The 23,181-nt window shown below is 65.9% G+C and carries 30 protein-coding genes, 1 tRNA gene and 1 pseudogene; 10 read left to right on the forward strand and 22 right to left on the reverse strand.

Features of this window, described 5'->3' with window-relative positions; translation table 11 throughout:
- Nucleotides 1-13: 13 nt before the first annotated feature.
- From K7W41_RS10890 to K7W41_RS10975, 18 genes and pseudogenes are all read right to left on the reverse strand, one after another.
- The gene (locus K7W41_RS10890; RefSeq protein ID WP_224608021.1) at nt 14-508 is read right to left on the reverse strand and encodes a hypothetical protein; all 495 of its coding nucleotides are present in this window, start codon (nt 506-508) and stop codon (nt 14-16) included.
- Entirely contained in the window at nt 505-1,113 is a 609-nt protein-coding gene (locus K7W41_RS10895) for an ASCH domain-containing protein (RefSeq protein ID WP_224608024.1), read from the reverse strand. Before K7W41_RS10895 ends, K7W41_RS10890 begins: the two co-directional genes overlap by 4 nt.
- A complete protein-coding gene (locus tag K7W41_RS10900) occupies nt 1,110-1,604 on the reverse strand; it encodes a hypothetical protein (RefSeq protein ID WP_224608027.1) in 495 nt (164 codons plus the stop codon). Before K7W41_RS10900 ends, K7W41_RS10895 begins: the two co-directional genes overlap by 4 nt.
- Before the next feature lie 2 nt (nt 1,605-1,606).
- Nucleotides 1,607-2,113, reverse strand: coding sequence for a hypothetical protein (locus K7W41_RS10905; protein ID WP_224608030.1), 507 nt, complete (start codon nt 2,111-2,113; stop codon nt 1,607-1,609).
- The gene (locus K7W41_RS10910) at nt 2,110-2,592 is read right to left on the reverse strand and encodes a hypothetical protein (RefSeq protein WP_224608033.1); all 483 of its coding nucleotides are present in this window, start codon (nt 2,590-2,592) and stop codon (nt 2,110-2,112) included. Before K7W41_RS10910 ends, K7W41_RS10905 begins: the two co-directional genes overlap by 4 nt.
- Nucleotides 2,593-2,649: 57 nt before the next feature.
- Nucleotides 2,650-4,950 (reverse strand): ParB/RepB/Spo0J family partition protein, encoded by a 2,301-nt coding sequence (locus tag K7W41_RS10915; protein WP_224608036.1) that lies wholly within the window; start codon nt 4,948-4,950, stop codon nt 2,650-2,652.
- Nucleotides 4,951-4,994: 44 nt separating this feature from the next.
- Complete coding sequence (locus K7W41_RS10920) at nt 4,995-5,810, reverse strand: N-6 DNA methylase (protein ID WP_224608039.1); 816 nt, start codon at nt 5,808-5,810, stop codon at nt 4,995-4,997.
- Complete coding sequence (locus K7W41_RS10925) at nt 5,807-6,775, reverse strand: ATP-binding protein (RefSeq protein WP_224608042.1); 969 nt, start codon at nt 6,773-6,775, stop codon at nt 5,807-5,809. Before K7W41_RS10925 ends, K7W41_RS10920 begins: the two co-directional genes overlap by 4 nt.
- Nucleotides 6,772-7,767 carry a helix-turn-helix domain-containing protein gene (locus tag K7W41_RS10930; protein ID WP_224608045.1) on the reverse strand — a complete coding sequence of 332 codons (996 nt, stop codon included), beginning with the start codon at nt 7,765-7,767 and terminating at the stop codon, nt 6,772-6,774. The genes K7W41_RS10925 and K7W41_RS10930 overlap by 4 nt, the downstream gene beginning before the upstream one ends.
- Entirely contained in the window at nt 7,764-8,741 is a 978-nt protein-coding gene (locus K7W41_RS10935; RefSeq protein WP_224608048.1) for a hypothetical protein, read from the reverse strand. Before K7W41_RS10935 ends, K7W41_RS10930 begins: the two co-directional genes overlap by 4 nt.
- Nucleotides 8,728-9,228, reverse strand: a complete 501-nt coding sequence (locus tag K7W41_RS10940; RefSeq protein WP_224608051.1) for an HNH endonuclease — start codon at nt 9,226-9,228, stop codon at nt 8,728-8,730. Before K7W41_RS10940 ends, K7W41_RS10935 begins: the two co-directional genes overlap by 14 nt.
- Nucleotides 9,195-9,817: pseudogene (locus K7W41_RS10945) on the reverse strand (Rad52/Rad22 family DNA repair protein); the annotation flags it as partial. The gene K7W41_RS10940 and the pseudogene K7W41_RS10945, both read right to left, overlap by 34 nt.
- Nucleotides 9,804-10,091 carry a hypothetical protein gene (locus tag K7W41_RS10950; protein ID WP_224608057.1) on the reverse strand — a complete coding sequence of 96 codons (288 nt, stop codon included), beginning with the start codon at nt 10,089-10,091 and terminating at the stop codon, nt 9,804-9,806. The pseudogene K7W41_RS10945 and the gene K7W41_RS10950, both read right to left, overlap by 14 nt.
- Nucleotides 10,088-10,471, reverse strand: coding sequence for a hypothetical protein (locus K7W41_RS10955; protein ID WP_224608060.1), 384 nt, complete (start codon nt 10,469-10,471; stop codon nt 10,088-10,090). Before K7W41_RS10955 ends, K7W41_RS10950 begins: the two co-directional genes overlap by 4 nt.
- Complete coding sequence (locus K7W41_RS10960; RefSeq protein ID WP_224608063.1) at nt 10,468-10,713, reverse strand: hypothetical protein; 246 nt, start codon at nt 10,711-10,713, stop codon at nt 10,468-10,470. The genes K7W41_RS10955 and K7W41_RS10960 overlap by 4 nt, the downstream gene beginning before the upstream one ends.
- Nucleotides 10,710-11,150, reverse strand: coding sequence for a hypothetical protein (locus K7W41_RS10965; RefSeq protein WP_224608066.1), 441 nt, complete (start codon nt 11,148-11,150; stop codon nt 10,710-10,712). Before K7W41_RS10965 ends, K7W41_RS10960 begins: the two co-directional genes overlap by 4 nt.
- A gap of 59 nt (nt 11,151-11,209) precedes the next feature.
- Nucleotides 11,210-11,482 carry a helix-turn-helix domain-containing protein gene (locus K7W41_RS10970; RefSeq protein ID WP_224608069.1) on the reverse strand — a complete coding sequence of 91 codons (273 nt, stop codon included), beginning with the start codon at nt 11,480-11,482 and terminating at the stop codon, nt 11,210-11,212.
- Nucleotides 11,479-11,724 (reverse strand): helix-turn-helix transcriptional regulator, encoded by a 246-nt coding sequence (locus K7W41_RS10975; protein ID WP_224608071.1) that lies wholly within the window; start codon nt 11,722-11,724, stop codon nt 11,479-11,481. Before K7W41_RS10975 ends, K7W41_RS10970 begins: the two co-directional genes overlap by 4 nt.
- 141 nt (nt 11,725-11,865) lie before the next feature.
- Here K7W41_RS10975 and K7W41_RS10980 point away from each other — a divergent pair, with 141 nt between their 5' ends.
- The 6 genes from K7W41_RS10980 (at nt 11,866) to K7W41_RS11005 (ending at nt 15,969) form a co-directional block, all read left to right on the forward strand.
- Nucleotides 11,866-12,540, forward strand: coding sequence for an XRE family transcriptional regulator (locus K7W41_RS10980; protein WP_224608074.1), 675 nt, complete (start codon nt 11,866-11,868; stop codon nt 12,538-12,540).
- Between the two features lie 16 nt (nt 12,541-12,556).
- On the forward strand, nt 12,557-13,024 hold the full coding sequence (locus K7W41_RS10985) for a S24 family peptidase (RefSeq protein WP_224608076.1): 468 nt from the start codon (nt 12,557-12,559) through the stop codon (nt 13,022-13,024).
- A complete protein-coding gene (locus K7W41_RS10990) occupies nt 12,982-13,635 on the forward strand; it encodes a hypothetical protein (protein ID WP_224608079.1) in 654 nt (217 codons plus the stop codon). The genes K7W41_RS10985 and K7W41_RS10990 overlap by 43 nt, the downstream gene beginning before the upstream one ends.
- A gap of 87 nt (nt 13,636-13,722) precedes the next feature.
- On the forward strand, nt 13,723-13,908 hold the full coding sequence (locus tag K7W41_RS10995) for a hypothetical protein (RefSeq protein WP_224608081.1): 186 nt from the start codon (nt 13,723-13,725) through the stop codon (nt 13,906-13,908).
- Between the two features lie 46 nt (nt 13,909-13,954).
- Complete coding sequence (locus K7W41_RS11000) at nt 13,955-14,746, forward strand: hypothetical protein (protein WP_449508526.1); 792 nt, start codon at nt 13,955-13,957, stop codon at nt 14,744-14,746.
- Complete coding sequence (locus tag K7W41_RS11005; RefSeq protein ID WP_224608087.1) at nt 14,746-15,969, forward strand: tyrosine-type recombinase/integrase; 1,224 nt, start codon at nt 14,746-14,748, stop codon at nt 15,967-15,969. Before K7W41_RS11000 ends, K7W41_RS11005 begins: the two co-directional genes overlap by 1 nt.
- A 107-nt stretch (nt 15,970-16,076) precedes the next feature.
- Here K7W41_RS11005 and K7W41_RS11010 read toward each other — a convergent pair.
- Together K7W41_RS11010 and ffh are read right to left on the reverse strand one after the other, a co-directional pair.
- Nucleotides 16,077-16,152, reverse strand: a tRNA-Lys gene (locus K7W41_RS11010).
- An 81-nt stretch (nt 16,153-16,233) separates the two neighbouring features.
- The gene (gene ffh, locus K7W41_RS11015; RefSeq protein ID WP_224608090.1) at nt 16,234-17,574 is read right to left on the reverse strand and encodes a signal recognition particle protein; all 1,341 of its coding nucleotides are present in this window, start codon (nt 17,572-17,574) and stop codon (nt 16,234-16,236) included.
- Between the two features lie 409 nt (nt 17,575-17,983).
- Here ffh and K7W41_RS11020 point away from each other — a divergent pair, with 409 nt between their 5' ends.
- Entirely contained in the window at nt 17,984-18,496 is a 513-nt protein-coding gene (locus K7W41_RS11020) for a hypothetical protein (RefSeq protein WP_224608093.1), read from the forward strand.
- A 215-nt stretch (nt 18,497-18,711) separates the two neighbouring features.
- Here the strand turns inward: K7W41_RS11020 and K7W41_RS11025 are convergent, their stop codons facing one another.
- Nucleotides 18,712-19,344, reverse strand: a complete 633-nt coding sequence (locus tag K7W41_RS11025) for a hypothetical protein (RefSeq protein ID WP_224608096.1) — start codon at nt 19,342-19,344, stop codon at nt 18,712-18,714.
- A gap of 5 nt (nt 19,345-19,349) precedes the next feature.
- Nucleotides 19,350-20,972, reverse strand: a complete 1,623-nt coding sequence (locus K7W41_RS11030; RefSeq protein ID WP_224608099.1) for a DUF5995 family protein — start codon at nt 20,970-20,972, stop codon at nt 19,350-19,352.
- A gap of 139 nt (nt 20,973-21,111) precedes the next feature.
- Between K7W41_RS11030 and K7W41_RS11035 the strand changes: the two genes are divergently transcribed.
- From K7W41_RS11035 to K7W41_RS11045, 3 genes are read left to right on the forward strand one after another with little or no spacing between them, the layout of a single operon-like run.
- Nucleotides 21,112-21,393: a nucleoside triphosphate pyrophosphohydrolase gene (locus K7W41_RS11035; protein ID WP_224608103.1), complete on the forward strand. Its 282-nt coding sequence runs from the start codon at nt 21,112-21,114 to the stop codon at nt 21,391-21,393.
- A 33-nt stretch (nt 21,394-21,426) separates the two neighbouring features.
- Nucleotides 21,427-22,608, forward strand: coding sequence for a thiolase family protein (locus tag K7W41_RS11040; protein WP_224608106.1), 1,182 nt, complete (start codon nt 21,427-21,429; stop codon nt 22,606-22,608).
- Nucleotides 22,609-22,612: 4 nt separating this feature from the next.
- On the forward strand, nt 22,613-22,933 hold the full coding sequence (locus K7W41_RS11045) for a YciI family protein (RefSeq protein WP_224608109.1): 321 nt from the start codon (nt 22,613-22,615) through the stop codon (nt 22,931-22,933).
- Nucleotides 22,934-23,181: the final 248 nt, after the last annotated feature.

The raw sequence follows: 23,181 nt of genomic DNA on the forward strand, positions 1-23,181 counted from the left end.
GGATGCGTGACTGTCATACGGCCCTCGCCACGTCGGGGTCGGCCGGCACCTGATCGGCCAGGTGGTTCAGGCGGCGCCGGTAGTGCTGTTCGGTGGCCACCCATGCCCCGGCCAGGGCCACCTTCGGGAAGGGGTCCCGGCAGGTGGGCAGCCGGCCCGGATCTTCTTCCTCGCGCCACGCCCGCGCGCTGTAGATGCGGTGGCCGCCCACCATGCGGCTGGTCAGGCGAAACGCCCAGCCCGCGCGCTCCATCGCGTCCATGACCTCCTCCAGGGGCGGCACCTGGGCGGGGTCCAGTTCGGCCACGATGTGCAGCTGCACCCCTGGGCGGGGGGGCGGGGGCGCGACGAGGCCCAGCCACGTCTTGCGGAAGGCGCGCAGCCGGTCGTGTAGCAGGCCCAGCAGGTAGGCCTCGGCCGTGTTCAGGGGGCCGCGCTGGGCCTGCTCGGCCAGCTGCATGTACAGGTGGGCCTCACCCGTGCGGCGCTCCAGTCCGGCGGCGCTCATGCCCACCGCCCTTCGTCCGGCCCGCTTTCCCTGGCATCGGCGCACGAGGGGCAGAACAGCTCGCCGTCGTCGTCGTAGGCCGCGCAGCGGATGCACACCGGCTCACGGCAGCTCACGCACCGCTGGCGCGGGTCGGCCTGGGCGCCGCACTCGCACTGGTTGGCGAGCGCCGCCAGTCCGGCTTCCACCTTCTCCAACTCGGCGGCCTGCACGGTCCAGAAGCCCAGGCCCCCCGCCACCCACACCGGCTCGGGCAGCACGCGCACGTTGGCCAGCAGCAGGGCGGTGTCCCCGAAGTACCACGCCTCCTGCCCGGGTGGGCAGGGGTCGCCGGCGCGCAGCAGGCACTCGACACGCGCCACGCTCGTAATGGCCTTGTCGGCCGTGTCCTTGCGGCCGTACAGCACGCCCGTGTGCCGCTGCACGTACAGCGCGCCCTGTTTGTCATAGGTGCCGCTGCTGTGCAGGGCCAGGTCCTCGCCCACCATGCGCTGGGCCTGGGCCATGAGGTGGGGGTGGTCGGTCCAGCGCGTGCGGTTTTCCGTGCGCTTGCCGTGCAGCTCAATCGCCGTGGTCCAGGGGCGGGACAGGGAGAGGGCCCTCACGGCGCCTCACCCCCCTTCATCTGCTGAATATCCAAGTCGTCCAGCACCGGCATCGCCCCGCGCACGGCGTCCCCGAGGGCGCCGGCCAGGGCCCCCAGCACGCCGCTGGCCTGATTGCGGTGTAGGTGGCTGGACGCCTCCACCCACTCACGGGCGTCGAGCACCTCGCCCAGCAGCCGTTTCAGCCTGTCCTCGCGCAGCAGCGGCGCGGGCTTGACGATGGCCTCAACGAGTTTGAAGCGGCGGCCCTGCGCCCAGTCCTCGCCCCGGAAATGCCGGTACACCTCCCACTCGAAAGGGTTGGTGGCGTGGCGTTTGGCATAGCAGCCGGGCTTGAGCATCTTCGCCACGTCCTGGGCCACGGTGTACTCGTCGTCGCCCACCATCGTGAATGGCGAGACCTGGGCGGATTGGGGCAGGAGCACCTGAAAACGGGGGCGCTTCGGCAGCGAAGTGTCGGTGGCAACGGCGGGGGTTTGTTGGTCGGACATGATCAGGCTCCTTCGGGTTTCGGGTAGGTGGGCTTCACGCCCTTCGGTACGGGCACGCCCCAGATGTGGTCGTTGAAGCCGCCCGCCCGGGCGGGCCAGCGGTCGCGGTAGCTGTAGGCGGCCTTCCAGAGCGCCTGCACGGCGTCGTCAGGCACGGTGTCCTCGTCTTGGTCAAACGAGAGTTCGTCGTAGTCCACGGGGCAGCGGATGCACAGGGCCATGACGACGCGCGCCCACTGCTGGCCGTACATCTGTTCCAGCAGGGCGAACACCAGGGTCTCAGCACCCCCCCAGTTCACGCGCAGGTGCAGCCCGCCCACCTGCACCCGGAACAGCAGGTCCTCGTCATGGCTGGACATTTCCGAATCCACAGTCAGGGCCACCGGGCCGGGGATGGTGAAGCGCAGGGCCGCGTCGGGCAGCCACTCACGCGCGTTCTCGCTTGGTGCCTGCACAGTGAATTCCTGCTCAACGGCGGCATTGACCTGCGTTTGGGTTGGGCGGCTCACGCGAGGCCCCCAAACAGGCTGGGCATGACGGCCGCCGCGCGGGGGGGCGGGCCCGTTTCCGCCGCCGCCGCTGCTGCCACCGGGGCCGGCAGGACCGGCGCCACCTCGGCCGGCACCGGCTGCCACTCGCGCACCAGCCCGGCGCCACGCGGGCTGGCGGCCACCGCCACCGGGCGGCCGTCCAGGGTGACGTGGTGGGTCACGGTGGCCCGGCCCAGCAGGGGGTGGACCAATTCGGCACCCACGTCGGGAACTGTGCCGCTGGCGGGCGTTTCCGACGTGCTGGACGCGGGGGCGGGGGTGGGCTTGTTTTGGCGCCCGGCCTGTTGCTGGGCCAGATAGTCGGCCAGGGGGTAGCGGCGCACCGTGCAGCCCTGGCGCTGCATCGTCTGCTCAAAGCTGGCGCCGAAACCCGCCTGCCAGTCCAGGGTGACGGCGTGCAGGAAGCCTCTGGGGTTGTGGGCGGTCAGTACGTCCATGTCGCTGCTCCTTGGGGGAGCGGAGGCCACCGCACCGGGTGGCCTCCGGTGCGGGGTTCAGTCGGCGGCGGTTGCGGGGGCGGCAGGGGTGGGCGGTGCGGGGAACTGCACCAGCCGGGGCACGAAGCCCGCCGCGTGCAACTGATCAGCGTGCTCCAGGATCCGGGCGCGCATTTCCTTGAGGGTTCCGCAGTCTTCGACGAGCGCCCGGCCCAGCCCGGCCTCCTCAGCCAGCGCCACGAGGTCCTGGCGCGGGTACCGCTTCAGCCACTCGTCGGTCAACTTGAACGACTGCGCCAGATGCGCCGCAGCACCGGTCAGGCTGGCCAGCAGGGCGTATTCTGGTTTCGCCGCGTCCTTGTTGTTGTACTGGGACCAGTCGTAGGCGCTGCGGGCGATCAGGGTGTTCAGGTGCCCTAGCAGTTCCTCGTCGGTCATGGCGATCAGGCGTTCCAGCAGCCGCGCCGGATCCGGGCGAACCCCTGACACGCTCAGCGCCGCAATGTGGACGGACGTGCCGGAGGTGTATGGCGCCAGCAGTTGCCCCAGAGCCTCAGCACGCTCCTCCAGCGCCGGGATGGGCGCGTGCTCCCGGTTCACGCTGGTCAGGTTGACGCGGCCCACGCCGCTGTCACTGCCGCCCAGCACCAGCCCCCACACGGCCATCGCCAGGGTCAGGTGGTTGTTGCCGAGGATGGTCGTCCGGGCGGCGGTGGCCCGCATCTGGTGGGCGGCCAGATACGCGCTGTCAGGCATGGGCTTGACGGACTCCACCTTGCTTTTGCCCGTCTCGTCGGTGGTCACGCTTTTGCCCGGGCGCAGCAGCACCTGGTCGTGCTCATTCACCGCGCCGGTCTGTGGGCTGACGGTGATCACGTAGCCCCCACGGCCTGCCCCGGCGTGACCGTAGTACACGCGGCCGTACCGGTCGAAGGAGCCGTCCGTCACGACGTGCACGAACTCCTGCTTGCCCTTCTGGCGCAATTTGTCCGCGCGGGCCTGCGCCCACTGGATCTGCAGGTTCAGCGCGGCGGCCTTGTCCTCAAAGTAGGGCTCGAAGGCGTCGAACAGGTCCCGCTTCACCTGCAGGCCGGACGTGTCCACGTCGAACCGGGCCTCAGTTACCAGGAACTGGCCCTGCGTGAGGCGCTTGCTCAGCTCGGCGGCGGTGGCCCGGTTCCAGGCACGGGTGGCGTCCTGAGTCATGCTCAGCTGCAGGTCCTGGCCGGGTGCCCGGGCGATCACCATGGCGCACGCGAGGCTCAGCTCGCCCCGGTCCAGCAGCTCGCGCGGGGTGGTGTGCAGATTCTTGGCCACCAGAATCCGGTCGGCCACCGGCTGCGCCGACTTGTATCCGAACATCGCCTGGATCTCTTCCACGCTGCGCCCGGCCTCGTTTAGGCGGTGCATGGCCTCGCACTCCTCCAGGGCCGTCATCTGGCGGCGGCGCATGTTTTCCGTCGCGGAGATGCTCAGGGCCTCGGCGTCGGTCAGTTCGCGGATGTTGACCAGCAGGGTCAGGCCCTGTTCGCCGCCTTCTGCACGCAGCAGCTGCGCGCGGCGGCGCGACTCCCCGGCCACGATCTCCACCACACCCTCGGCGTTCCAGCGGCCGGTGGCGTTTTCGATCTGGCCCTCCGCGCGTAGGCTGGCGGCCAGCTCCTCGATCGCGGCCGGGTCGTAGTGGTGGCGGACGTTGCAGCCGCTGCGGGCGGTCTGGTGCAGGGGCACCGCGTGCAGGCCCAGGGTGCCGGGCGCCAGATCTGTAGGGCTGATCAGGACCGGCGTGCCGGGCAACTCGGGGGCGGCGGCTGGCATCTCCCCGATCAGCTCGCCGGGCACAAGGTCGCGCAGGACCTTGGCGGCCAGCGTGCCGGGCAGCGCCACCAGCTGGAGGTCTCCGTAGGCGCCCGTGAAGTGCTGGGGCGGCCCAGATTCGACCGGCACCGCGATCAGGCAGGTGCCCATGCCGTCCCCCTGGAGGTGCTGTTCCAGAATGCCGTCCAGCCACACGCCTTCGGATTCCTCAAAGCGCACGCGGCTGCCCACGGGGAAACTCTCGGCAGTTGGCGACACGACCGCCGCCGCAAAGGGCTGACCTTCGGTGCTGGCCGCCTCCAGCTGCGCCTCACTCACGGGGAAGGGCAGGTCGGTGTCGGCCGGCACGCCCTCGGCCGCCACGGGGGCAGCGGCAGCGGCCTTTTTGCCGCCCAGCGCCTTGCCGCGCTCGTGGCTGGCCTGCATCTTGGCGCGCGTCTGGGCCGCCATCGTCTTGAAATCCACCGGCTCGGCGGGCGCCTCGCTGCCCTTTTTGGTGCGGGTTTTCTTCGGGGTGGCGGCAGTGTCGGTTGCGGGCATAGAAACCTCCGGGGCGGGGGAGAGGGTGGGCGACTTGGTAGGGGTCACGACGGACCGCCGAACAAGGGGCCGAATTCAGCCCCGAAGGGGGCGGGCTTTGCGTCCACCACGGGGGCTGGCGCGGCCGGGGGCGGGGGTGCGGGTTCAGGGGCGGGCGCGGCGATCAGGGACCGCACGGCGTCCAGCAGGCGGCGGGCGCGGGCCTCGTCCTCGGACATGCCGTAGGGGCGGGCCATGCTCCAGAACAAGTTCGGCCACGCCCAGCGGGTTTCCCGCGTGATCGTGTTGCCGCAGACGACGGTGGCGGGGATGCCCCACAGCGTGAGGTTGATGTAGGTGGCGTAGCAGCTGGTGTCGCTGATGTCCTGGGCCACCCAGCGCGTGTGCAGCGGGCTCACGCCCCCGTCCACGAGGACGTGGCTGAACGCCAGAATCATGCCGCCGCTGCCACAGGCGGGCTCATTGCACGCCAGGATCTTGCCCGGCTCGATCAGGTCGCGCACGTCGCCCGCCGTCATCTTCGCCATGGCGTAGCTCAGGGCGTAGGGCGTGAAAAACTCGCCGCGCGCCTGTTTGTCGAGCTGGTGGGCGATCTCCATGTACACCGGGCCCAGCAGGTCCACAAACGGGTGGGCCTCCATGTCCAGGCGCAGCTGCGCGAAGGCGTGAGCGATGGTTTCCAGGTCCTGGCGGTGCAGGCCCTTGATGGTGTCGAGGTACAGGGCCTCCTGCTGGCCCGCCGTCAGGGCGCAGGCCCCAGCCGTCACCAAAATCCGGAAGGCTTCGCTGACGCGCAGGCGGGTGACCTGCTGCAGCACTTTGGCAAACGGCAGTTTGAGCGGATCTCCAATGTGGCTCACCAGCTCACCTGCCCCGGCTGGGCGCGAAAGTTGATGCCGTGGTTGACGTGCAAGATGGTCAACGGTTGCAGCCGCGCCAGAACGCGCGCACCGAAAATGCTGGCCAGACTGGGCTCCTTCGTGCCCTGCGGCGTGGCCAGCTTCAGGTTTGTGGTGACAATGACCGACTTGCGGCGCACCTGCCGTTCGTCGAGCGCCAGGAACAGCAGGCGGCGCTCAATGCTGGCCGCGTCGGGCTCGCCCGCGCCCAGGTCGTCAATGATCAGAAGATCCGGCTTCACCATGCGCAGCAGCGCGGCCTTCTCGCTGAGGGCTTCGCCGGTCTTGTTGTCGTACTTCTCGCGCACGTCCAGCGCCAGGCGCGCCATGTTCACCACGGCGACCGTGCGGCCCGCGCGGATGGTGGCCTTGGCGGCGAGCATGGCCGCCTGCGTTTTGCCGCTGCCCGTATTTTCGCTGTGCAGCAACAGGTTCACGCCCGCGTCCAGCAGCTTGGAGATATCACGGCACTTGCGTTCCACGCGGTCCAGTGGTGGTGGCAGTTGCAGGTCGCGCCATTCAGGATCGAGGTAGCGTCCGGCCACGCCACTGGCTTCCAACTGGGCGCGCAGCGCGCTTTCCTTGCGGGCCTGCTCGCAGACCGTGCAGGGCACACTGATGGGCGACGCACCGGGTGCAGGCGCCGCAAAGATCTGGCCGTCCTGGCAGTCACGCTCATGCAGCGCCAGGGCCACGGCGCGCACGTAGGCCGGCACGCTTTGCACGCGGCCCAGAGCCTGCACGGCCGAGAGGCGGGGATACAGGGGTGCGGGTTTGCCCGTGCGCACGCGGTCCAGCAGGTCAGCCACGGTGGGGATGGGTGCGGGGCGGGGGTGCTGCTGGGCGTGGTTCGCGCGGGCCTGTTCCAGCTGTTGCTGCGCGAAGGTCACGACAGCCTGTTCTCTTGGGGTGGCGGTGGTGGTCATGGACGCCTCCGGTTGCCGTCGAGCGGCGCGCTGTTCAGGACAGCGGTGAAGTCGAATTCCTCTTCATGGGTGTCAGCGGGTTCAGGGGGTGCGAGGCGGCGCAGGGCCTCGTCGTCCAGGGCGGCAATCAAGTCCCCCCGGTACCGGGTGCCTTTGCTCCGGGCGTCGGCCACCATCTGGCGCAGCTGCTCGGCAGGGATGTTGAGCCATTCGGCGCGGTAATCGAATTCCGAAATCAGCTCGGGCACTGTGGTCTTCATGCCCCGGAGGGCCCCCACGATCACGGCCAGCGCCGCGCTGCCCGCCGCCGCGCCCGGAATGTTTTCCGTGCTGGTGGCGCCGTGTTTCTGAGCTGCTGGCGACTGAGCTGAACCCGTGACCGAAGGTGCGTCCGCTCCATCCGCCCCGTGAGGGGCGTCAGCGCCACCGGCGCTGCCCTGCTGAGCGTGTCGCCCTTCCTGGTCCTGACCGGCAGCCGCCGCAGCGGAAGTGTCCGGGTTGGCTTCCCCTGCTGCTGCTGTTGGTTCTTCTTTTGGTTCTAAGGTTCTTGGCGGTTCGGGTGAAACGGGCTTCACCCTTTCGGCGCTGGATTTCACCCTTTGCGCAGAATTTTTCACCCTTTCTGCGCTAGATTTCACCCTTTCCAGCAGGGTCAAAAGTTTCACCCTTTCTGCGCTGGATTTCACCCTTTCGGCCTGCTCGGTCAGCTCTTGAATCAACCGGGCGGCGGTCGCTGGCGGGATGACCCAGTACGTGTTGGTGTTGCTCCGGCCTGTGCCGTAATCCACCAGCAGTTCGCCCAGAGTCTCCAGTTCGTGAATCAGGTTTTTCGCCTGGCGCTCGGTGACGTTGACTCGCCGGGCGACGCGGGCGAGTCCTGGCCAGCACCGGCCGTCCTCGCCCGCCTGCTCGGCCAGGACCACCATCACGCAGCGGGCGCTGCCCTTCGTGGTGCTGCTGTCCAGCACTTCGTTCAGCACGACGATGCTCATGCCGCTGCCGCCTTCCGGCTGCGGGGCTTCCGGGTTGTGCTGGCCTTCCGCCCCCGCTTGGACGCCACCGGGGCGGGCGTGGCCACCTCGGGCAGGGCGCGCGCCACGTGCCGCCAGCGCAGGGCCAGCAGCACGTACGGCAGGGCGTGCGGCAAGGTCTGTTGGAAATACCGGCCCCGCACCTCGGCGCGCAGGTCCTCTAGGTCCGCGCCTTTGAGGTAGTCGCGCCGGACGGCGATAACAGTGGCCCGCTGAAACCACGGATCCCAGAAGATGCACCAGAAATCCACGAGGCCCAGCAGCCCACTCAGTCGCTTCCGTTCGGCGGCGTCGCGCGCCTGCTGACGGGCCTCGGCCTCGCGGTCCACGGGCGCGGCCTTCTTCGCCGCCTTGCGATCACGCCAGCTCGGCGCCGGTTCGTACACCGGCACGTCGGCCCGGTCCTCGGCCAGGGCCTCGAGCACCTCGGCCGGCACCTCCTCCGTGATCTGGGGCGGCACCGGGCCACGCACCTGCCAGCGCTCCAGCACCGCCGGGCGCACCTTCTGCCCGTTGTAGGTGGTGGTGGGGCGCCGGCCGTCCAGGCGGGTCCACTGCGCGCCGCAGTGGGTACAGACACAGCGCTCACCCTTGACCTTGCCCATCTGCAGCGGGTCGGTGGGCCCCCAGGTGTGCTCGCATACGTCGCCCCGGTAGCCCTCGGTGATCAGAAAGGCGTTCGGGGACTCCGCGCAGGGCCGCAACTGGTATCTGGGCTGGAAGAAGCCCGCGTCGTGGCCCACGATCTCGCACTCGGTGGCGCTGGGCAGCCGGTCGCCCGAGCGCCACACCAGCAGCAGGCGCCGCTCGCCCCGCAGGCCTGCTTTCAGGCGCAGGCCGTTGGCCAGCTTGTGCCGCACGCCGTTCCCGCGTGCAGCGGCGGCGGCGAACAGATCGTCCAGTACCCCGGGCAGGTTGGCCTCAGTCGGCGGCATGGGGCACCTCCGCAAAGGCGGCGAGATCCAGGACGTTCAGCTGCGCGTATTCCCCGAACAGGGCGCGGGCCGCCGCGTTGTACGCCAGCGCGGCCAGCATGGGGTGGGGATAGAGCCCCAGGTGCCGCTGCCGGCCGTCCTGATGGATGGAGGCCCGCCACTGGCCCTTCCAGCGGGTAACCCCCTTGTAGCCGCTGCGGTTGTTGCGGTGCCGGCGGCGGTTGTAGCTGTTCTCGCGCTGCGAGCACGCCCGCAGGTTGCGGCGGCGGTTGTCCAGCTTGTCGCCGTTTTTGTGGTCCTTGTACTGCTCACGGCCCTCACCGGCCAGGAACCGGTGCAGGGTGACGACCTGGCCCCGGACGTGCGTCCGGGCGTACCCGTCCTTGCCCAGGTGCCAGCGGTGCTGGCTGACCTGGGCCATGTCGGCGTCATCCACCAGGGCCACGCGGCCGGCGCCGCGCTTCCCGTGGAGGGCGAGTTCAGGCATGATTCGCCTTCCGGTATTCGTCCAGGCGCCCCAGGGCGGCCTTCAGGTGCTTGTAGATCTCGCGCTGCAGCTCCAGGTCCTCGGGCAGTTCGTAACGCAGCTGCTCCATGGCCTGCGCGAGGTGGGCGCCGCCGGGGGTGCGCTCGTGGTCCGGCCGCGCCCAGTCGGGCAGCTCGGGGGTGGTCATCGGCTTGCGCCCCGCGTCGTCCCAGTCAGCCCAAGTCTTGGGCAGGTCGTAGAGGTAGCGGCCAATGCCGAAGTGCACGGCGCAGCGCTTCAGGGCGTCGCTGCTGGCCGCCTTCAGCGTGCCCAGGTCGCCTTCCTGGGCCTCGCCAATGTCCTCGCGGGTCACGCCCAGCACGGTCAGGCGGCCTTTCACGGTGGGCAGGCGGGTGCCGGGCACCACCTCCACTTCAAACGACCAGTCGTCGGGGCAGGTGGCGTCCAGGCGGTCCTGCACCGCGCGGGCGTCAATGTGGGCCAGCATCAGGGCGCGCTTCCGGTCTTTGCTGATCACCCCGGGCTTCCAGTTGATCATGTGGGCCGGAAACGCGGCCTGGAGGCGCTTCTGGAGTTCACTGAGCTTCATTGGGCACCGCCTTTTTGGTGAGCAGGTTGAACAGGGTCAGCAGCAGGACCACGGCCAGGACGCCCAGCAGGGCCAGCAGAACCTTCAGGGCGCCGGGCATGTCGGGGCGCGCGTCTGGGGCCAGGGTCAGCAGCGTGCCGTAGGACGTGCCGACCGCTGCGGCCACAACCACGACGGCGGCAAACATGCGCGGCGAGAGGCGCTGGCCGTCACAGAAGACACAGCCGACCAGGGCGCCGGGCACGACGATCAGGGCGAGGGTCAGCGGGCTCACAGCAGGGCCTCGCAGTCCTCGCAGCGCGTCACGTTGTCCAGGCGCGGCTGCCCGCACGCGCAGGGTGTGGCCGCCAGCCGGCGGGGCGGGCGCGTGGCGGCGCCGCACTCGGGGCACGCGGGCAGCTCGGCCGGGTAGGGCGCGTGGCAGCCCGGGTTGAGGCACCAGACGGTGGGGCGGTAGGCCCCGGTGCCCTCCAGCTGCTCGATCCGCTGCTGCCGCTGCTGCGCCAGGACGCGCGCATAGCGGTCGCGGTCGGGGTGGCCGTCCGGCAGTTCGGCCAGCCGCTCGGCTGCTTCGCGCTGGGTCTGGGCGTTCTCCTGCAGGTCAGCCAGCAGGACTTCAATCTGCTGGCGGTTGGCGACATCGTGGGCGTTCACGCGCCACCGCCCCGGTTGCGCTCGCGGCAGGTCTGGGCCAGCAGCAGCAGATCGGTGGCCACGTCCACGGCCTCCTCGGCGTCCAGGGTGACGGTCAGGTTTTCACCCTCGCCCCCGGCCAGTTCGACCATCAGCTGCAGGCCGTGTTCGCCGGTGGTGGGGTTGCGAACGACCTCTGCGGTGATCAGCCCGCCGGACAACAGGCCAGTCAGGGACCCGGTAAAGGCTGGGTCGGCGCTCACGCGGCCCCCCAGGCCTGCGCCATCTCCAGGGCGTGATCGTTGGGGGGGCAGGCGCCCGCCCGGTAGCGCTGACCGAACGGCTCGACGTTGCGCGGCAGCTTGATCGGCGCCACCCACAGGTGCACGCAGTAGCGGGCCTCCATGTCGGCCAGCACGCGCTCCACGGCGCCGGGCTCGTCAGGGCAGACGGCGTTGGTGACGTGCTCGATCACGCCGCTGGGGCGGGTGATCAGCCAGCCGGGTGCGAACAGCACGCGCAGCCAGCCCTCGCAGGTGCGCTCGGCCCAGGCGCGGTGGCTGAACAGCCGGCGCTTGCCCTCCAGGCTGGCCACGGGGTACAGGCGGGGCTGGGTGTCCCCGAGCACGCGCAGCTCAATGGCGAGCGCGGCCTTCAGGGGGGGACTAGTCGGGGTGGGTGGTGCTGGTGTACGGTTCATGTGTCTCCTGACCCTCCCGAGAGCTGCTCCAACAGCCATGACCGGGAGGGTTTGGTGTTTCAGCGCCGGGTTTCGGTTCGCTGCCCACGCCCGCGAGGGGCGGCGAGGGTGATGGGGATGGAGATGGGCTGGGGCGTGCTGGCCTTCAGGGCACGCTGCTTCCAGGCCTCGTACTCACTGCGCGGCACGCGGTACTGGCGCCCGATGCGCAGGCTCTTGATCTCGCCGGTCTCCAGCAGCCGGTACACGTGGTCCCGGCCCAACTGGGTCAGGGCACGCAGGTCGTCGACGGTCAGCAGATCTGCGTCAATTTGGGTGGCAGGGGCCGTCATACAGGCACCTGATCGGACTGGGTAATATTTACAGATTTATCCGTAAAGAGAGGAAAAAAAAGAGCTTGTACGGGGACACTAAGCGCTTCCGCTAGGGCTTCAGAGGTGCGTGTCTCTGTGCCCTTTACGTTTCCAAGCTCATGGGCACGAATGGTCAGCGAGGAGACGCCTGACTTCGCTGCGAGTTGATCGCGGGTTAGGTCGCGCTCCTCGCGCAGCCGCCGTAATTGGGTCATTCGCATATGCCAAGAATATAAATCCATCCGTACATTGTCAATGTACCCACGCGGACCAGGGGCGCTTACTCGGATTTATCGTTAGATGAAACGGAACTCTATCCGTACAGTGAGCGTAGTACAGGCGAAATGTACGCTCTCACGACTATGCCAAACCCCAAGACCAAACCCAACCGCTCAGCCCCACCGACTTGGGCGCTCCGGCTAAAAATGCGCCGCCTGCAGCTGGGAAAGGGTCAGGAAGACATTGTGGCTGAGGCTGGTGACCTCATGACACAGGGGTGGGTCAGCGACGTGGAGCGTGGCAAGGTGGATTTGCGCAACGCGGGCTTCTCAAAAGTGGTGGCCTTAGCTACCGCGCTGGGATGGACCCTTCCGCAACTCCAGAAGGAAACTGGCATTGACCTCGGCATCGCCCCATTGACGCTGGTGGGGGAGGGGAGCGCCGACGTTTATCCCATGCAGGCCGCGCGTGACCTGGAGAACCTGGGCCTGCCGGTGTCCCACGACGCGGTAGCGCCAGGTATCAAGCAGCCGCTGCTGCTGCAACTGGACAGTGACGAGATGGTGGGGACGGGGCCAGCCAGCATTCGGCCGGGAAGTGTGCTCCACATTGATCGCGCCGAGCGTGAGCTGTCCGAAGGGCGCGTGTACGTGATTGCGGACGAAGCTGGCGTGCACTGCCGCCTCTATGCCCAAACGCGCCTGGGGGCGGTGTTCCGTGCCGAAAACCGCACCCACGAAGACATACCCGCTGGTGACGTTCAGGTGATCGGGAAGGTTGTCACCGTCGCCACCGATTACAGCCCGAACCTGAACTGAGAGGAGGAACTTCCGCATGCAGTCATTCTTTTTGCCCCGCCGTTATGTCCCCACCAAAGCGCCCGTCCTGGGTTTCATCGGGGCTGGAAATCTGTTGGATGCCTCGCCCTTCAATCAACAGCGCCGCCTGCCGATTCCAGCCCCCTTCCGGCGGTTCGGGATGTTCGCATTCCAGATCAGCGGCGACAGCATGACTCTGCCGGACGGCACGGGCCTGGTGCAGGGTGCATGGGTACTCGTGGACAGTCACGACCTGTTCACAAGCGACGGACACGTGTTTGCGTTCCGCATGCCTGACGGGAGCTTGGTGGCCAAGCGGTACCGCCTTCTGGGCGGGCGCCCGGGTATGTACAGCGACAACGTGGCGTATGCGCCCCAGCGGCTGAACGCCGACATTCGTAATCAGGGCCGGGTGTACGCCTACAGCGTGGACGGGCAGGCGTGGGCGTTTACCAAGTACCGGGCGTGGGGCCGCTCGTCGTGACTCCACAGCACCACGTCCTGGAAATGTATGACTGTCTTGACGACTACGGCTGGCGCCGCCTGTTCAAGCGCAACGATGTTGATCCGCAGTTCAGTCGACATGGCGCCGCCCGCAGCATCCTGTGTGTCACCTGGGACAGCCGCGAGGTGGAGATCTTCGGCATCTACCATCTGGTGAATGGCATCCTTCGGGAAATCAAGATGCAAAGCACGCTGTACACCGACGTGATTGAGCCTCCGTACCGTATGCAGCCGGATCTGCTGGATCACGGCAAGATCGTGCACCAGTGGTGGCGCGGCCGACTTCGCAACCCGCTGCTGTGGCCTGAAGGCGACCACCTCCCGGACACGCTGCGCGACGCTGTGGTGCGCCTGAAAGTCGACGGCCGGTTCTTTCAATGGCCAGCGGTTACCGCTGAGGGTTCTGGCTTCACCCTGCGATTCTCGGTGGCGTCCGCTTGGCGCGCACGGACCGAAGAGGACTACATCTGCGACGCGCTTGAATCACTGAGTACCCCAGACGCGCCTGTCCGGGTGGTTTTTAGCGAAGAGCAGAAAACGCCGTACTTTCCCTGGGCTAAGCGACCTGCAGGCGGGGAGGTCGCTACTTGATGTCGAGCACGTTGGGGGTAGTCTCGCCCCCTTACTGTGGGCAGGCTCTTGAAATTCTTTTGGAGGTTCCTCTTATGATGAAATCCTATGAAGGCCTTGCGCGAACTCGCCCGCAAGCTTCCCAAAGGGAGCACGGCGCGCCTGGTGCTGGAAACTGCTCAAAAGGGTGTGGCCGAGAATGAGCAGCGCTTCAGGGACGCCCGGACGGAATTCGAGCGGGAGCGGGACGCCCGGCGGCGGCGCTGGGCCGAGCGTCACGGCTCCGATTCGTGACTTCCTTTACCTGAACCAGGACCGCATCTTCTCCTACCTGTCCCAAATGGACGGTGGCTTGAAGCTGCTGTACAGCAAGGTGCGGGAAGAGGGATGGAGTGAGGAAGTCACCAGTCCAGAGAAGACCACCGAGGTCGGAGTCGATCTTGGTGGATCCGTTGAAGGCAAGCTCGCTGCTCTCGCTGGTATGACCGGAGAGATTGGTGCAGATTGGAAGCACGGGGTGAAGGTCGGGGGAGACAGTCGCACAGACCATGAACGTCGCGCTACGGCTGATCTGTTTGGGCTGCACCATAGGGCGTTCGACTTGGTTATGGAACGGGTTGGTCACCGCTTTACAACAGTTCACGGAAAGATTTTTTTGCTGGACTTCGATTGGGCCGAAAAGAAGGTCAAGGACTTCCCGGAGATCATTAAAGCGGTTAAGCCTCTGGCAGACCCGAGCACAAAGCTGACCACACCGCCGAACACGACTCAAATGTCGTACCTGTTGCGCTCCTATATGAAGGGAAAAACCCTTGTCATCCTTCGGAGCCAAGCCGGACAGAAGTACACGGCGTATTTGGAGACTCGGCATCTCCTCACGCCCATTGAAGACTTGATCGATGCTTATGGTCAGGCGCCCACGTTGGACTTCACACTGGTGGGTATCGCCGCGCCCCCACAGCGCTATGACCAAGCCGGAGATTTTTCCGTCGCCCACTTTCAACCTGATGGGCAGGCTCTGGCCGGTACGTTGGCGAATTTCGCGGGGAGTCTGAGCAATATGCGCGACTTCTTCAACGTCAAGTCCACACAAGGCCACTTGGTACCTTTGGCGCTCTATCTGGAAATCTAATGCCTGGACGAAAATCGAATGGCGAGGGCAGTATCCGCCAGCGCCCCGATGGCACCTGGGAGCTACGTGCCACCCTGGAAGATGCCACGGGCGTGAAGCGCCGCGTCAGCATTTACGGCGCCACCCGCAAAGAGGTCATGGCCAAGCGCGACGCCATGAAAACGGACGAGGCCGCCGGCGTGCTGGCCGCGCCGAACCGTCACACCGTCGAGACGTACCTGAACGCGTGGTTGGACCACGCGCAGCAGGAACTGAAGCCCACAAGCCACCAGAGCTACAAGTACCTCGTGGACCAGCACCTCGTGCCTCGCCTGGGCCAGATTCAGCTGCAGAAGCTCGCGCCCCTGCACGTCGAAGGCCTGATCACCAGCATGCTGCGCGACGGCCTCAGCGCCCGCACAGCCAGCTATGCCCGCGCCGTGCTGCGTCGTGCCCTCCAGCAGGCCCTGCGCTGGGGTCTTGTCGGCCGCAACGTGGCCCAGAACGTGGCCCCGCCCCGGAAGACCCAAACCGAGATGCAGGCCTGGACGCCAGAGCAGGCCTCGAAGTTCCTGGCCACGGCGCAGGCCGATGACCTCTACGCGCTGTTCTATCTGGCGCTGATGACCGGCCTGCGCCGTGGCGAGCTGCTGGGCCTGCGGTGGCAGGACGTCGACGAAGCTGAGGGCAAGCTCCACATCCGGCAGAACCTGGTCATCGTGAACCACCGGCCCCAATTCATTGACCCGAAGACCAGCCGCAGCCGCCGCAGCGTGCACGTGGCAGGGGAGACGATGGCCGTGCTGCGTGACCAGCGGGCGCGGGTAGCGGCCATGAAAGAGAAAGCAGGAGCGCGGTGGCAGGAGTTTGATCTCGTGTTCCCCTCCAGCGTGGGCACGCCCCTCGGCACATACACCCTGAACCGCACATGGCGGGGCCTGACCGAGCAGGCAAAGCTGCCCCGCATCCGCTTCCACGACCTGCGGCACACCTACGCCTCGCTGGCCCTGGCACAGAAGATCAGCCCCAAGGTGGTCAGCGAGCGCCTGGGCCACGCCAACGTGGCCTTCACCCTGCAGACCTATGCCCACGTCTACGAAGAGGAGCACCGGGCGGCCGCACTCGACAGCGCCCAGCTGCTGGCCCCGAAGACCAAGCCCACGGTGCCTGTGGCCAAGCCTGCTCCGGCGGCAGCGGCCCGCCGACCAGCGGTCAAAACAGTGCGGCGCAAGAAAGCCAGCTAATACCCCACAAAAGCTATTGGGGTGGAACTGGGGTAAATGCCGGACAAGACAGGACTGGTCAGGAAATAGGCGAAACGAAAAAACCCCGTCAGTGACGGGGCCTTTCTTGGTGGGACGTGTAGGACTTGAACCTACAACCCGCTGATTAAAAGTCAGCTGCTCTACCGATTGAGCTAACGTCCCTTGCCGCTGGGCGCCACCTGGGCGCGTTCTTCAGCGGCAGTGAGTATACGGAGGCGGGCCAGGGCTGTCAACGGCCGCGCCTTAGCGCTTCAGATTCGGCGGCAGGTTCGGCATGCGCGGCGGCTTCATGCCCTTGCCGCCGGGGCCCGCCATGCGCTGCAGCATCTTCATCATGTCCTTCATCTGCTCGTGCATTTTCAGCAGCCTGTTGATGTCCTGCACGCTGTGGCCGCTGCCCTCGGCAATGCGCTTGCGGCGGCGCCCGTCAATGATCTTGGGATTGCGCCGCTCTTTGAGGGTCATGCTGGAGATCATGGCGTCAATGCGCTGAATCTGCTTCTCGTCCACATTGAAGCCTTCGGGCAGGGCGCGGCTCATGCCGGGAATCAGCTTCAGCAGGTCGCCCAGTGGGCCCATGCGGCGAATCTGGCGCAGCTGGGTCAGCAGGTCTTCGAGGTCAAAGTCGCCGGGCTTCTTGACCTCCATCGCCTTCAGGTCGGCCTGCTGGGCGCGCTCAATCAGGCCCAGCACGTCGCCCATGCCCAGAATGCGCCCCGCCACCCGGTCGGGGTAGAAGGGTTCCAGGCCCGTCAGCTTCTCGCTGGTGCCGGCAAAGTAGATGGGCTTGCCGGTCACGCTGCGCGCCGAGAGGGCCGCCCCGCCGCGCGCGTCGCCGTCCATCTTGGTGATCACCAGGCCCGTGACCGTCACGCGCTGGTCGAAGGTCTGGGCCACGTTCAGGGCCTCCTGACCGGTCATGGCATCCACCACCAGCAGCGATTCGGTGGGATGCATGGCCGCCTGCAGGTCGGCCAGCTGGTCCATCAGGGCCTCGTCAATCTGCAGGCGGCCGGCGGTGTCCACGATCACGAGATCGCGGAAATCGGTCTTCAGGTGCTCGTCCACCCGGCGCTTGGTTTCTTCCGGGCGTTCGCCGTCGGCCACCTTCAGGATCGGCACGCCCACCTGCCGGGCCAGCACCTCCAGCTGGTCGCGCGCCGCCGGGCGCTGCGTGTCGGCGGCCACCAGCAGCACGCGGCGGCCCTTGCTCTTGTAGTGCGCGGCCAGCTTGCCAGTGCTGGTGGTCTTGCCGGCCCCCTGCAGGCCCACCATGAACCACACGTTGCCTTCGGTTTTCAGCTCGGGCAGTACACTCTTGCCGCCCAGGGTTTCAATCAGTTCGTCGTGAACCAGCTTTACCACCGTCTGCCCGGCGTTCAGGCTGCCCAGCACGTCCTGGCCCACGGCCTTCTCGCTGACCTTGGCCACGAAATCCTTGGCCACGCTGAAATTCACGTCGGCTTCCAGCAGCGCCATGCGAATCTCGCGCATGGCGGTCTTCACCTGCGCTTCGGTCAGCTGGCGTTCCTTGCCTACGCGGTCCAGGATGTCCTGTAACTTGTTGCCCAGCGACTCAAACATGTTGCGAGGCTACCACGCAGGGCAAAGGGGCAATGGTGTCGGCACCGTGCGGGATAGGGTGGAGCGATGTGGACAAACGTGGTGTGCAGTTTGGCGCTGCTGGCCCTGAGTGCCTGCACGTTGCTGCCGGATAGAGAGGCGGAGGAGCAGGCCGCGTGGTTGGCTCTTATGCAGGCCAGGGAAGCCCGGTGGCAGGCCTATCTGAAGGCCTTTGAGCCATTGCCCCTTGAGCTGCAGGGTTCGGTGTTGCGTGGCTGTGCGCTTGGGCTTGGCTGTGAACTGGACTCACTCTTGGGGACAGGGACCGCCACGGAAGCCCAGTGGCAAGCTGCGCTGCGTCTGGCCGGACTGCCGGTGCCACCGGGTGGTTTTGCGCTCATACGAATTCCGAAAAATTCCGTAACAGGTTATGGAATTTTTCCGACCGGAGGGAGAGGGAAAAAGTACGGATTGCCGGGAATTGGGCTGGCACAGCGCCGAAGGCGGGGAACATCCAGCTCTTTTCTGGATGTTACGGAAATGGACGGCAATCCGTATCACCCGTGCGCCCACGTTTCCAGCTTCACAGGCACAGACTGGACCGCTGCGCGCCGAGGTGCAGGTGCCCAGAACCGCGCAGGTGGGGGAGACGCTGACCCTCGCCGCCGTGTTGCACAACGAAACGGGGCATTCGGTCGAGGTGGTCTCTGGACTGTCCCCACTGGACGCCATTCTTCGCAACGAACGCGGCGAGCCGGTGCGCTGGTACACCCCTGCGCTCGATGCTTGGCTGCAAAGCAGCCATCTCTGTGCGGTTGGCCCATGTCAGTGGGACCATCTTCAGCTGGATGCGCCCCTGAACCGTTTCAATCGCTGGCTGCCGCTGCCGCCCGGGGAATACACCGTCACCGTCCGCATGAAGGGCGTGTTCGTGGGCAACTAAGGGACTGGGCCTCACCTTTCCGGCGAAACCCCCGCCGAGAACCGGGCGGGGGCTGGGGTGGTCTTGATGCCCAGAATGCTGGGCGGAATTGTCCGTGGTGTCACTGGGTGACCTCCTTACGTAACCAGGGTACAGACCCTGTCAAGGGGGCAGAAAAGAGGGGTGAAGTCAAAAGAAATCCGTCGGCTGGGGAGAGAAAATCTCTCCCAGACTCTCTAGGGCTTGACGCGGTATTGCTCGTTACTCTCTGAGCCATTTCCATTCACAACCACATTGAGCAGGGCCTGTGTGAATTTGCGGCTGGGGTCTATGGCCCAGTGCTGAGAGTCTTTGTGTGGCCGAATCAGACCCACGGGTACCACATACGTCAGCGTCGGGATGTTTGGGTCAGCAGCGGCCATGCGGGCGGCCTCGCCCTCGCTGATATGGACTTTGGGGTCAAACCCAGTCAAACGCCCTTCAGCGTCATACTGCGCCCCCTGAAGTTCTAGCATTCGTTCCGCTTGGGCCACAGGGTCTGCTGTTTTGTATTCGACCTTGGCTGTGCCGTATCGGGGCGCTGCCGGAGCAATTTTGAAATCGGTGACCTTCCAACTGTACAAATTCGGGTCACGAGGCTCACGGCGGTCTATGTAAGGAGTCAGGACACCCCATGTCTTCGCCAGAATTTCTTCTCCAGTTTGTTCTTCGTCTAACGAATCTGCCAGCATGTTTGCGTCCACAAGCAGCAAAGCTCGAATGAACTGGTCCACAGCCTGTTGTGGTGTTCGTATGTCTTCTTTTTTATGCGTGACCACAACAGCTCCCCCGGCAACAACAAGCGCGGCAACAAGAATCGTGTTATTCATACGACTCACCTCAAGAAAGGTATCTGGGCTTTCTCTTCGGCCAAAATACGCTTTACAGTCTTCTTTTTCTCTGAAGACAGCGCGTTGTAAACCCTCAAAATCTGAGCAATTACAAAAGGTGTCTGAATACCTATTGCACTCCACTTAATAATGAGGTTGGCCGCATTGAGCGGCTCAAGATGTGGGAAATAATCCTGCGTCAGAAGGTTGCTGACCGCCTCCCGTTCTTCCATGGGGAAGGATTTGACAAGGGTAAACGCATCTACCATATTGACAACCAGCACCAGACTGCCCTGAGCTTTGGCGGTTTTCAAAGCCAGCATGGCGAGGGTCTGCGCTTCAGGGTCAAAGCCTCTGGAATCCAGATAAATGAGTTGCAGAAGCATGCTGGCGTGCCGCTCTGGCACCATTTTTTCGCGCCGCTGGGGGTCCAGGTATGCCTGGGTTTCATTGGCTACCGCCTGCTTGCCACCCAGCACAAAATTCTGAATGACGTCCTGACCCCAGATATGCAGGCCCGCAAACACCTGTCCATAGCGTTCCAGCGTGGAACTTTGAATGCCCTTCATATCAGGCCGGAGGTTGTCCGGTTCCACTTGACCCAGAGGCGCAATGCCCGCGCTGGGTGTCTTGGTGATGTCGCCGTTCAGCTTACCGTCTTTCAGCGTGTAGGGGTTCTTGGGCGTTAAATCCTGACTCACCATCGCGGTCATGCGCCGCCAGGTTTCTAGGCGTTCGGTGCTCATGTCGGCACCCATCACGTACCGCATAGCCCCGTCGGTCATATTCGCCTGAATACCCAGCTTCACCACCAGTTGGCTGACCGTATTCGGGCCCATCAGTCGCTGAATATCGCCATACATCTTGCGCCCGGAGATGTCGAACACGCCGCTCATGCGGAAAAAGTCTGCTTTGAAGTCCGATGGTTTCGCGCCGAACTGCTGACCGTACTTTTCGGCCACCCACGCCTCGGCGCGCGGCAGGTCGTAACGGATGTGGGCCAGCATGGATGCCACCAGGGCGAACAACACCCCCGCCGCATCCACAGGAAACCCATCCCCATGTTGCATATCATGAGCGGTTTGAAACGCCGCTTTCCAGTGCGGTTCAACCTGGGCCTGAGCCGCTTTCAAGTTATCGGCGTAAATCTTGTCGAAGTTCAGTACGCACTGCATCACGTAGCTGGGGTAATCGAAGGTTCGTTCTTCGCAGTAGCGGATTTCCTGTTCGGTGACGTAGCTGTAGACCTTGGCGAACCAGTAGCGGTAGTCCAGCACCTTCGTCTTGTCTTTGCTGAGCATGGCATCTGCCCGGTCACGTTGACCCTTGAGCAGACTCTTGGCGCCAGCAAGCAGCGTCTTGTAGTTCTGCTCGCTCTCAACGATTTTGATGTTGGGGACATCTTTTTCGTCCCTGATGGGCGGGTTACCCACGAGCTTGCCGCTCTTGCGCCAGGGGCTGAGAGGCCCAGTGGCCCGCTCTGCAATTGGGGTTGGCCCAACAGCCATGACAGCTTCTTGCTCTTGCTCAGCTTCAACGGGAGCCTGGGGAGACGGTGCGGGCAGCAGGGGCAGTTGCCGGGCTGCGGGGGCCGCAGTTGGAGTAGGACGGCGCTCCTCGAACGTCATGCCTGAACCCTAGAGCATTCCTGCCAAGAGCGTTTCCCAGATTAGGAAACTGGTGGTTTGCGATTCCGAATCATTTCCGCGAAGCGTTCAGCATCTTCCCGCTGCGCCGCAGCCCCTGACCATCCGCTAGGGTGACCGCATGCCCAAACTGGTGCGCGACCGCATTCCTGAACTGTTTGGCGGGCAGGCCACGCCGTTGCCAGAGGCCGCCTTCCGCGCCGCCCTGCACGAGAAGTTGCAGGAAGAGGTGACCGAGTATCTGGAGAGCGGCGAGGTCGAGGAACTGGCCGACGTGCTGGAAGTCGTCTATGCCCTGGCCGAACTGGATGGGCTAAGTCCCGCCGAGCTGGAAGAGGCGCGTGCGGCCAAAGTCCAGGCACGCGGCGCCTTTGCCCGTCGGCTGTGGTGGACGCCCACCTAACGCCCGTTAGGCAGCGCGCGCTACACTGCCCCCATGACCAAAGCTGTGATCGTGGCGGCCAGCCGCACGCCCACCGGGAAGTTCCTGGGCGCCCTGGCCGATGTGCCGGCGGTGGAACTGGGCAGCCTCACCCTGCGCGACACCCTGCGCCGCGCGGGTGTGGGCGCCGAGCTGATTGAAGACGTCATCCTGGGGCAGGTGGTGCAGGCGGGCAGCGGGCAGAACCCGGCCCGGCAGGCCGCCCTGCGCGCGGGCCTGTCCCACGAGGTGGGCGCCCTGACCGTCAACAAGGTCTGCGGCAGCGGCCTGAAAGCGGTCATTCTGGCGGCCCAGAGCATCCGCGCGGGGGATCAGCAGGCGGTGCTGGCGGGTGGCATGGAGTCCATGAGCAACTCGCCGCACCTGCTGCCCGGGGCCCGCAAGGGCTACCGCCTGGGCCACGCGCAGGTGCTGGACGCCAACACCCACGACGGCCTGTGGTGCTCGATTAACGACGAAGGCATGGGCCTGACCGGCGAGCGCGTGGCCGAGAAGTACAGCATTGGCCGCGAGGAACAGGACGCCTATGCCACCGCCAGCCACCAGAAGGCCATTGCCGCGCAGCAGGCCGGGCGCTTTACCGACGAGATCGTGCCCGTCACTGTGAAGGGCCGCAAGGGCGAGGTGACCGTGGACACCGACGAGGGCCCCCGCGCCGACACCAGCCTGGACACGCTGGGCAAGCTGAAGCCTGCCTTCAAGAAAGACGGCTCGGTGACGGCTGGTAACGCCCCGGGTCTGAACGACGGCGCCGCCAGCCTGCTGGTGGTCTCCGAAGCCTTCGCCCAGGCACACGGCCTGAAGGTCATGGCGGAAATTACCGGCTACGCCACGGGCGGCCTGGCCCCGGAGTGGGTCATGATGACCCCGGTGCCCGCCACCCAGAAGCTGCTGAAGAATCTGGGCATGGCCGCAGGCGACGTGGACCTGTGGGAACTGAACGAGGCCTTTTCCGTGCAGAGCCTCGCCGTCAGCCGTGAACTGGGCCTGGACCCGGCGCGGGTGAATGTGAACGGCGGCGCGGTGGCCCTGGGGCACCCCATTGGTGCCAGTGGGGCGCGCATTCTGGTCACCCTGCTGCACGCCCTGCAGCAGCAGGACAAGGAGACTGGCGTGGCCACCCTGTGCATGGGCGGCGGCAATGGCCTTGCGCTGGCTGTGAAACGGGTAGGCTAAGCGCATGACCACCCAGACCAAACCCCTGTGGATCGTGGAAAGCACCTACCTGAAGATGGGCGAGGAACTGGCCGCCGTGACCCCCGACCACCGCGAATGGCTGGAGCAGCACTACAAGAGCGGGCTCTTTCTCGTTAGTGGCCGCAAGGTGGACCGCACGGGCGGCGTGATCCTGGCCCACGCCGATACCCTGCAGGAACTGGTGGACCTGTTTGACCAGGACCCCTTCGTGCAAAAGGGCTGCGCGCGCTACCGCTACACGGCCTTTACGCCGGTCAAGCGCAGCCGCGCTGTGGACCTGGAAGGCGTGCCGCTGGTGGAGTGAAGGGGCTGGCGCTGACCCTGGTGATGGGCGTGGTGGGGGGCAGGGAAGGGTTTCTCGGCACCGCCACGCCCCCACTGAGCACTGCCATCTGTCAGCCGGGCGGGTGTGTGTTGTTGGGCCGCCAGACCCTCCAGACGGAGTCAGGGCTCAGCTTCGTTGAGTATCTTGTGGCGCTGCGGCCTCTGAAGCTTCCGCTGAGGTTCGGTATGAACGAACAGGGGCAGATTCAATGGGCAGAGGCGAGTCTG

The sequence above is a fragment of the Deinococcus multiflagellatus genome (assembly GCF_020166415.1).
Lineage (GTDB): Bacteria > Deinococcota > Deinococci > Deinococcales > Deinococcaceae > Deinococcus > Deinococcus multiflagellatus.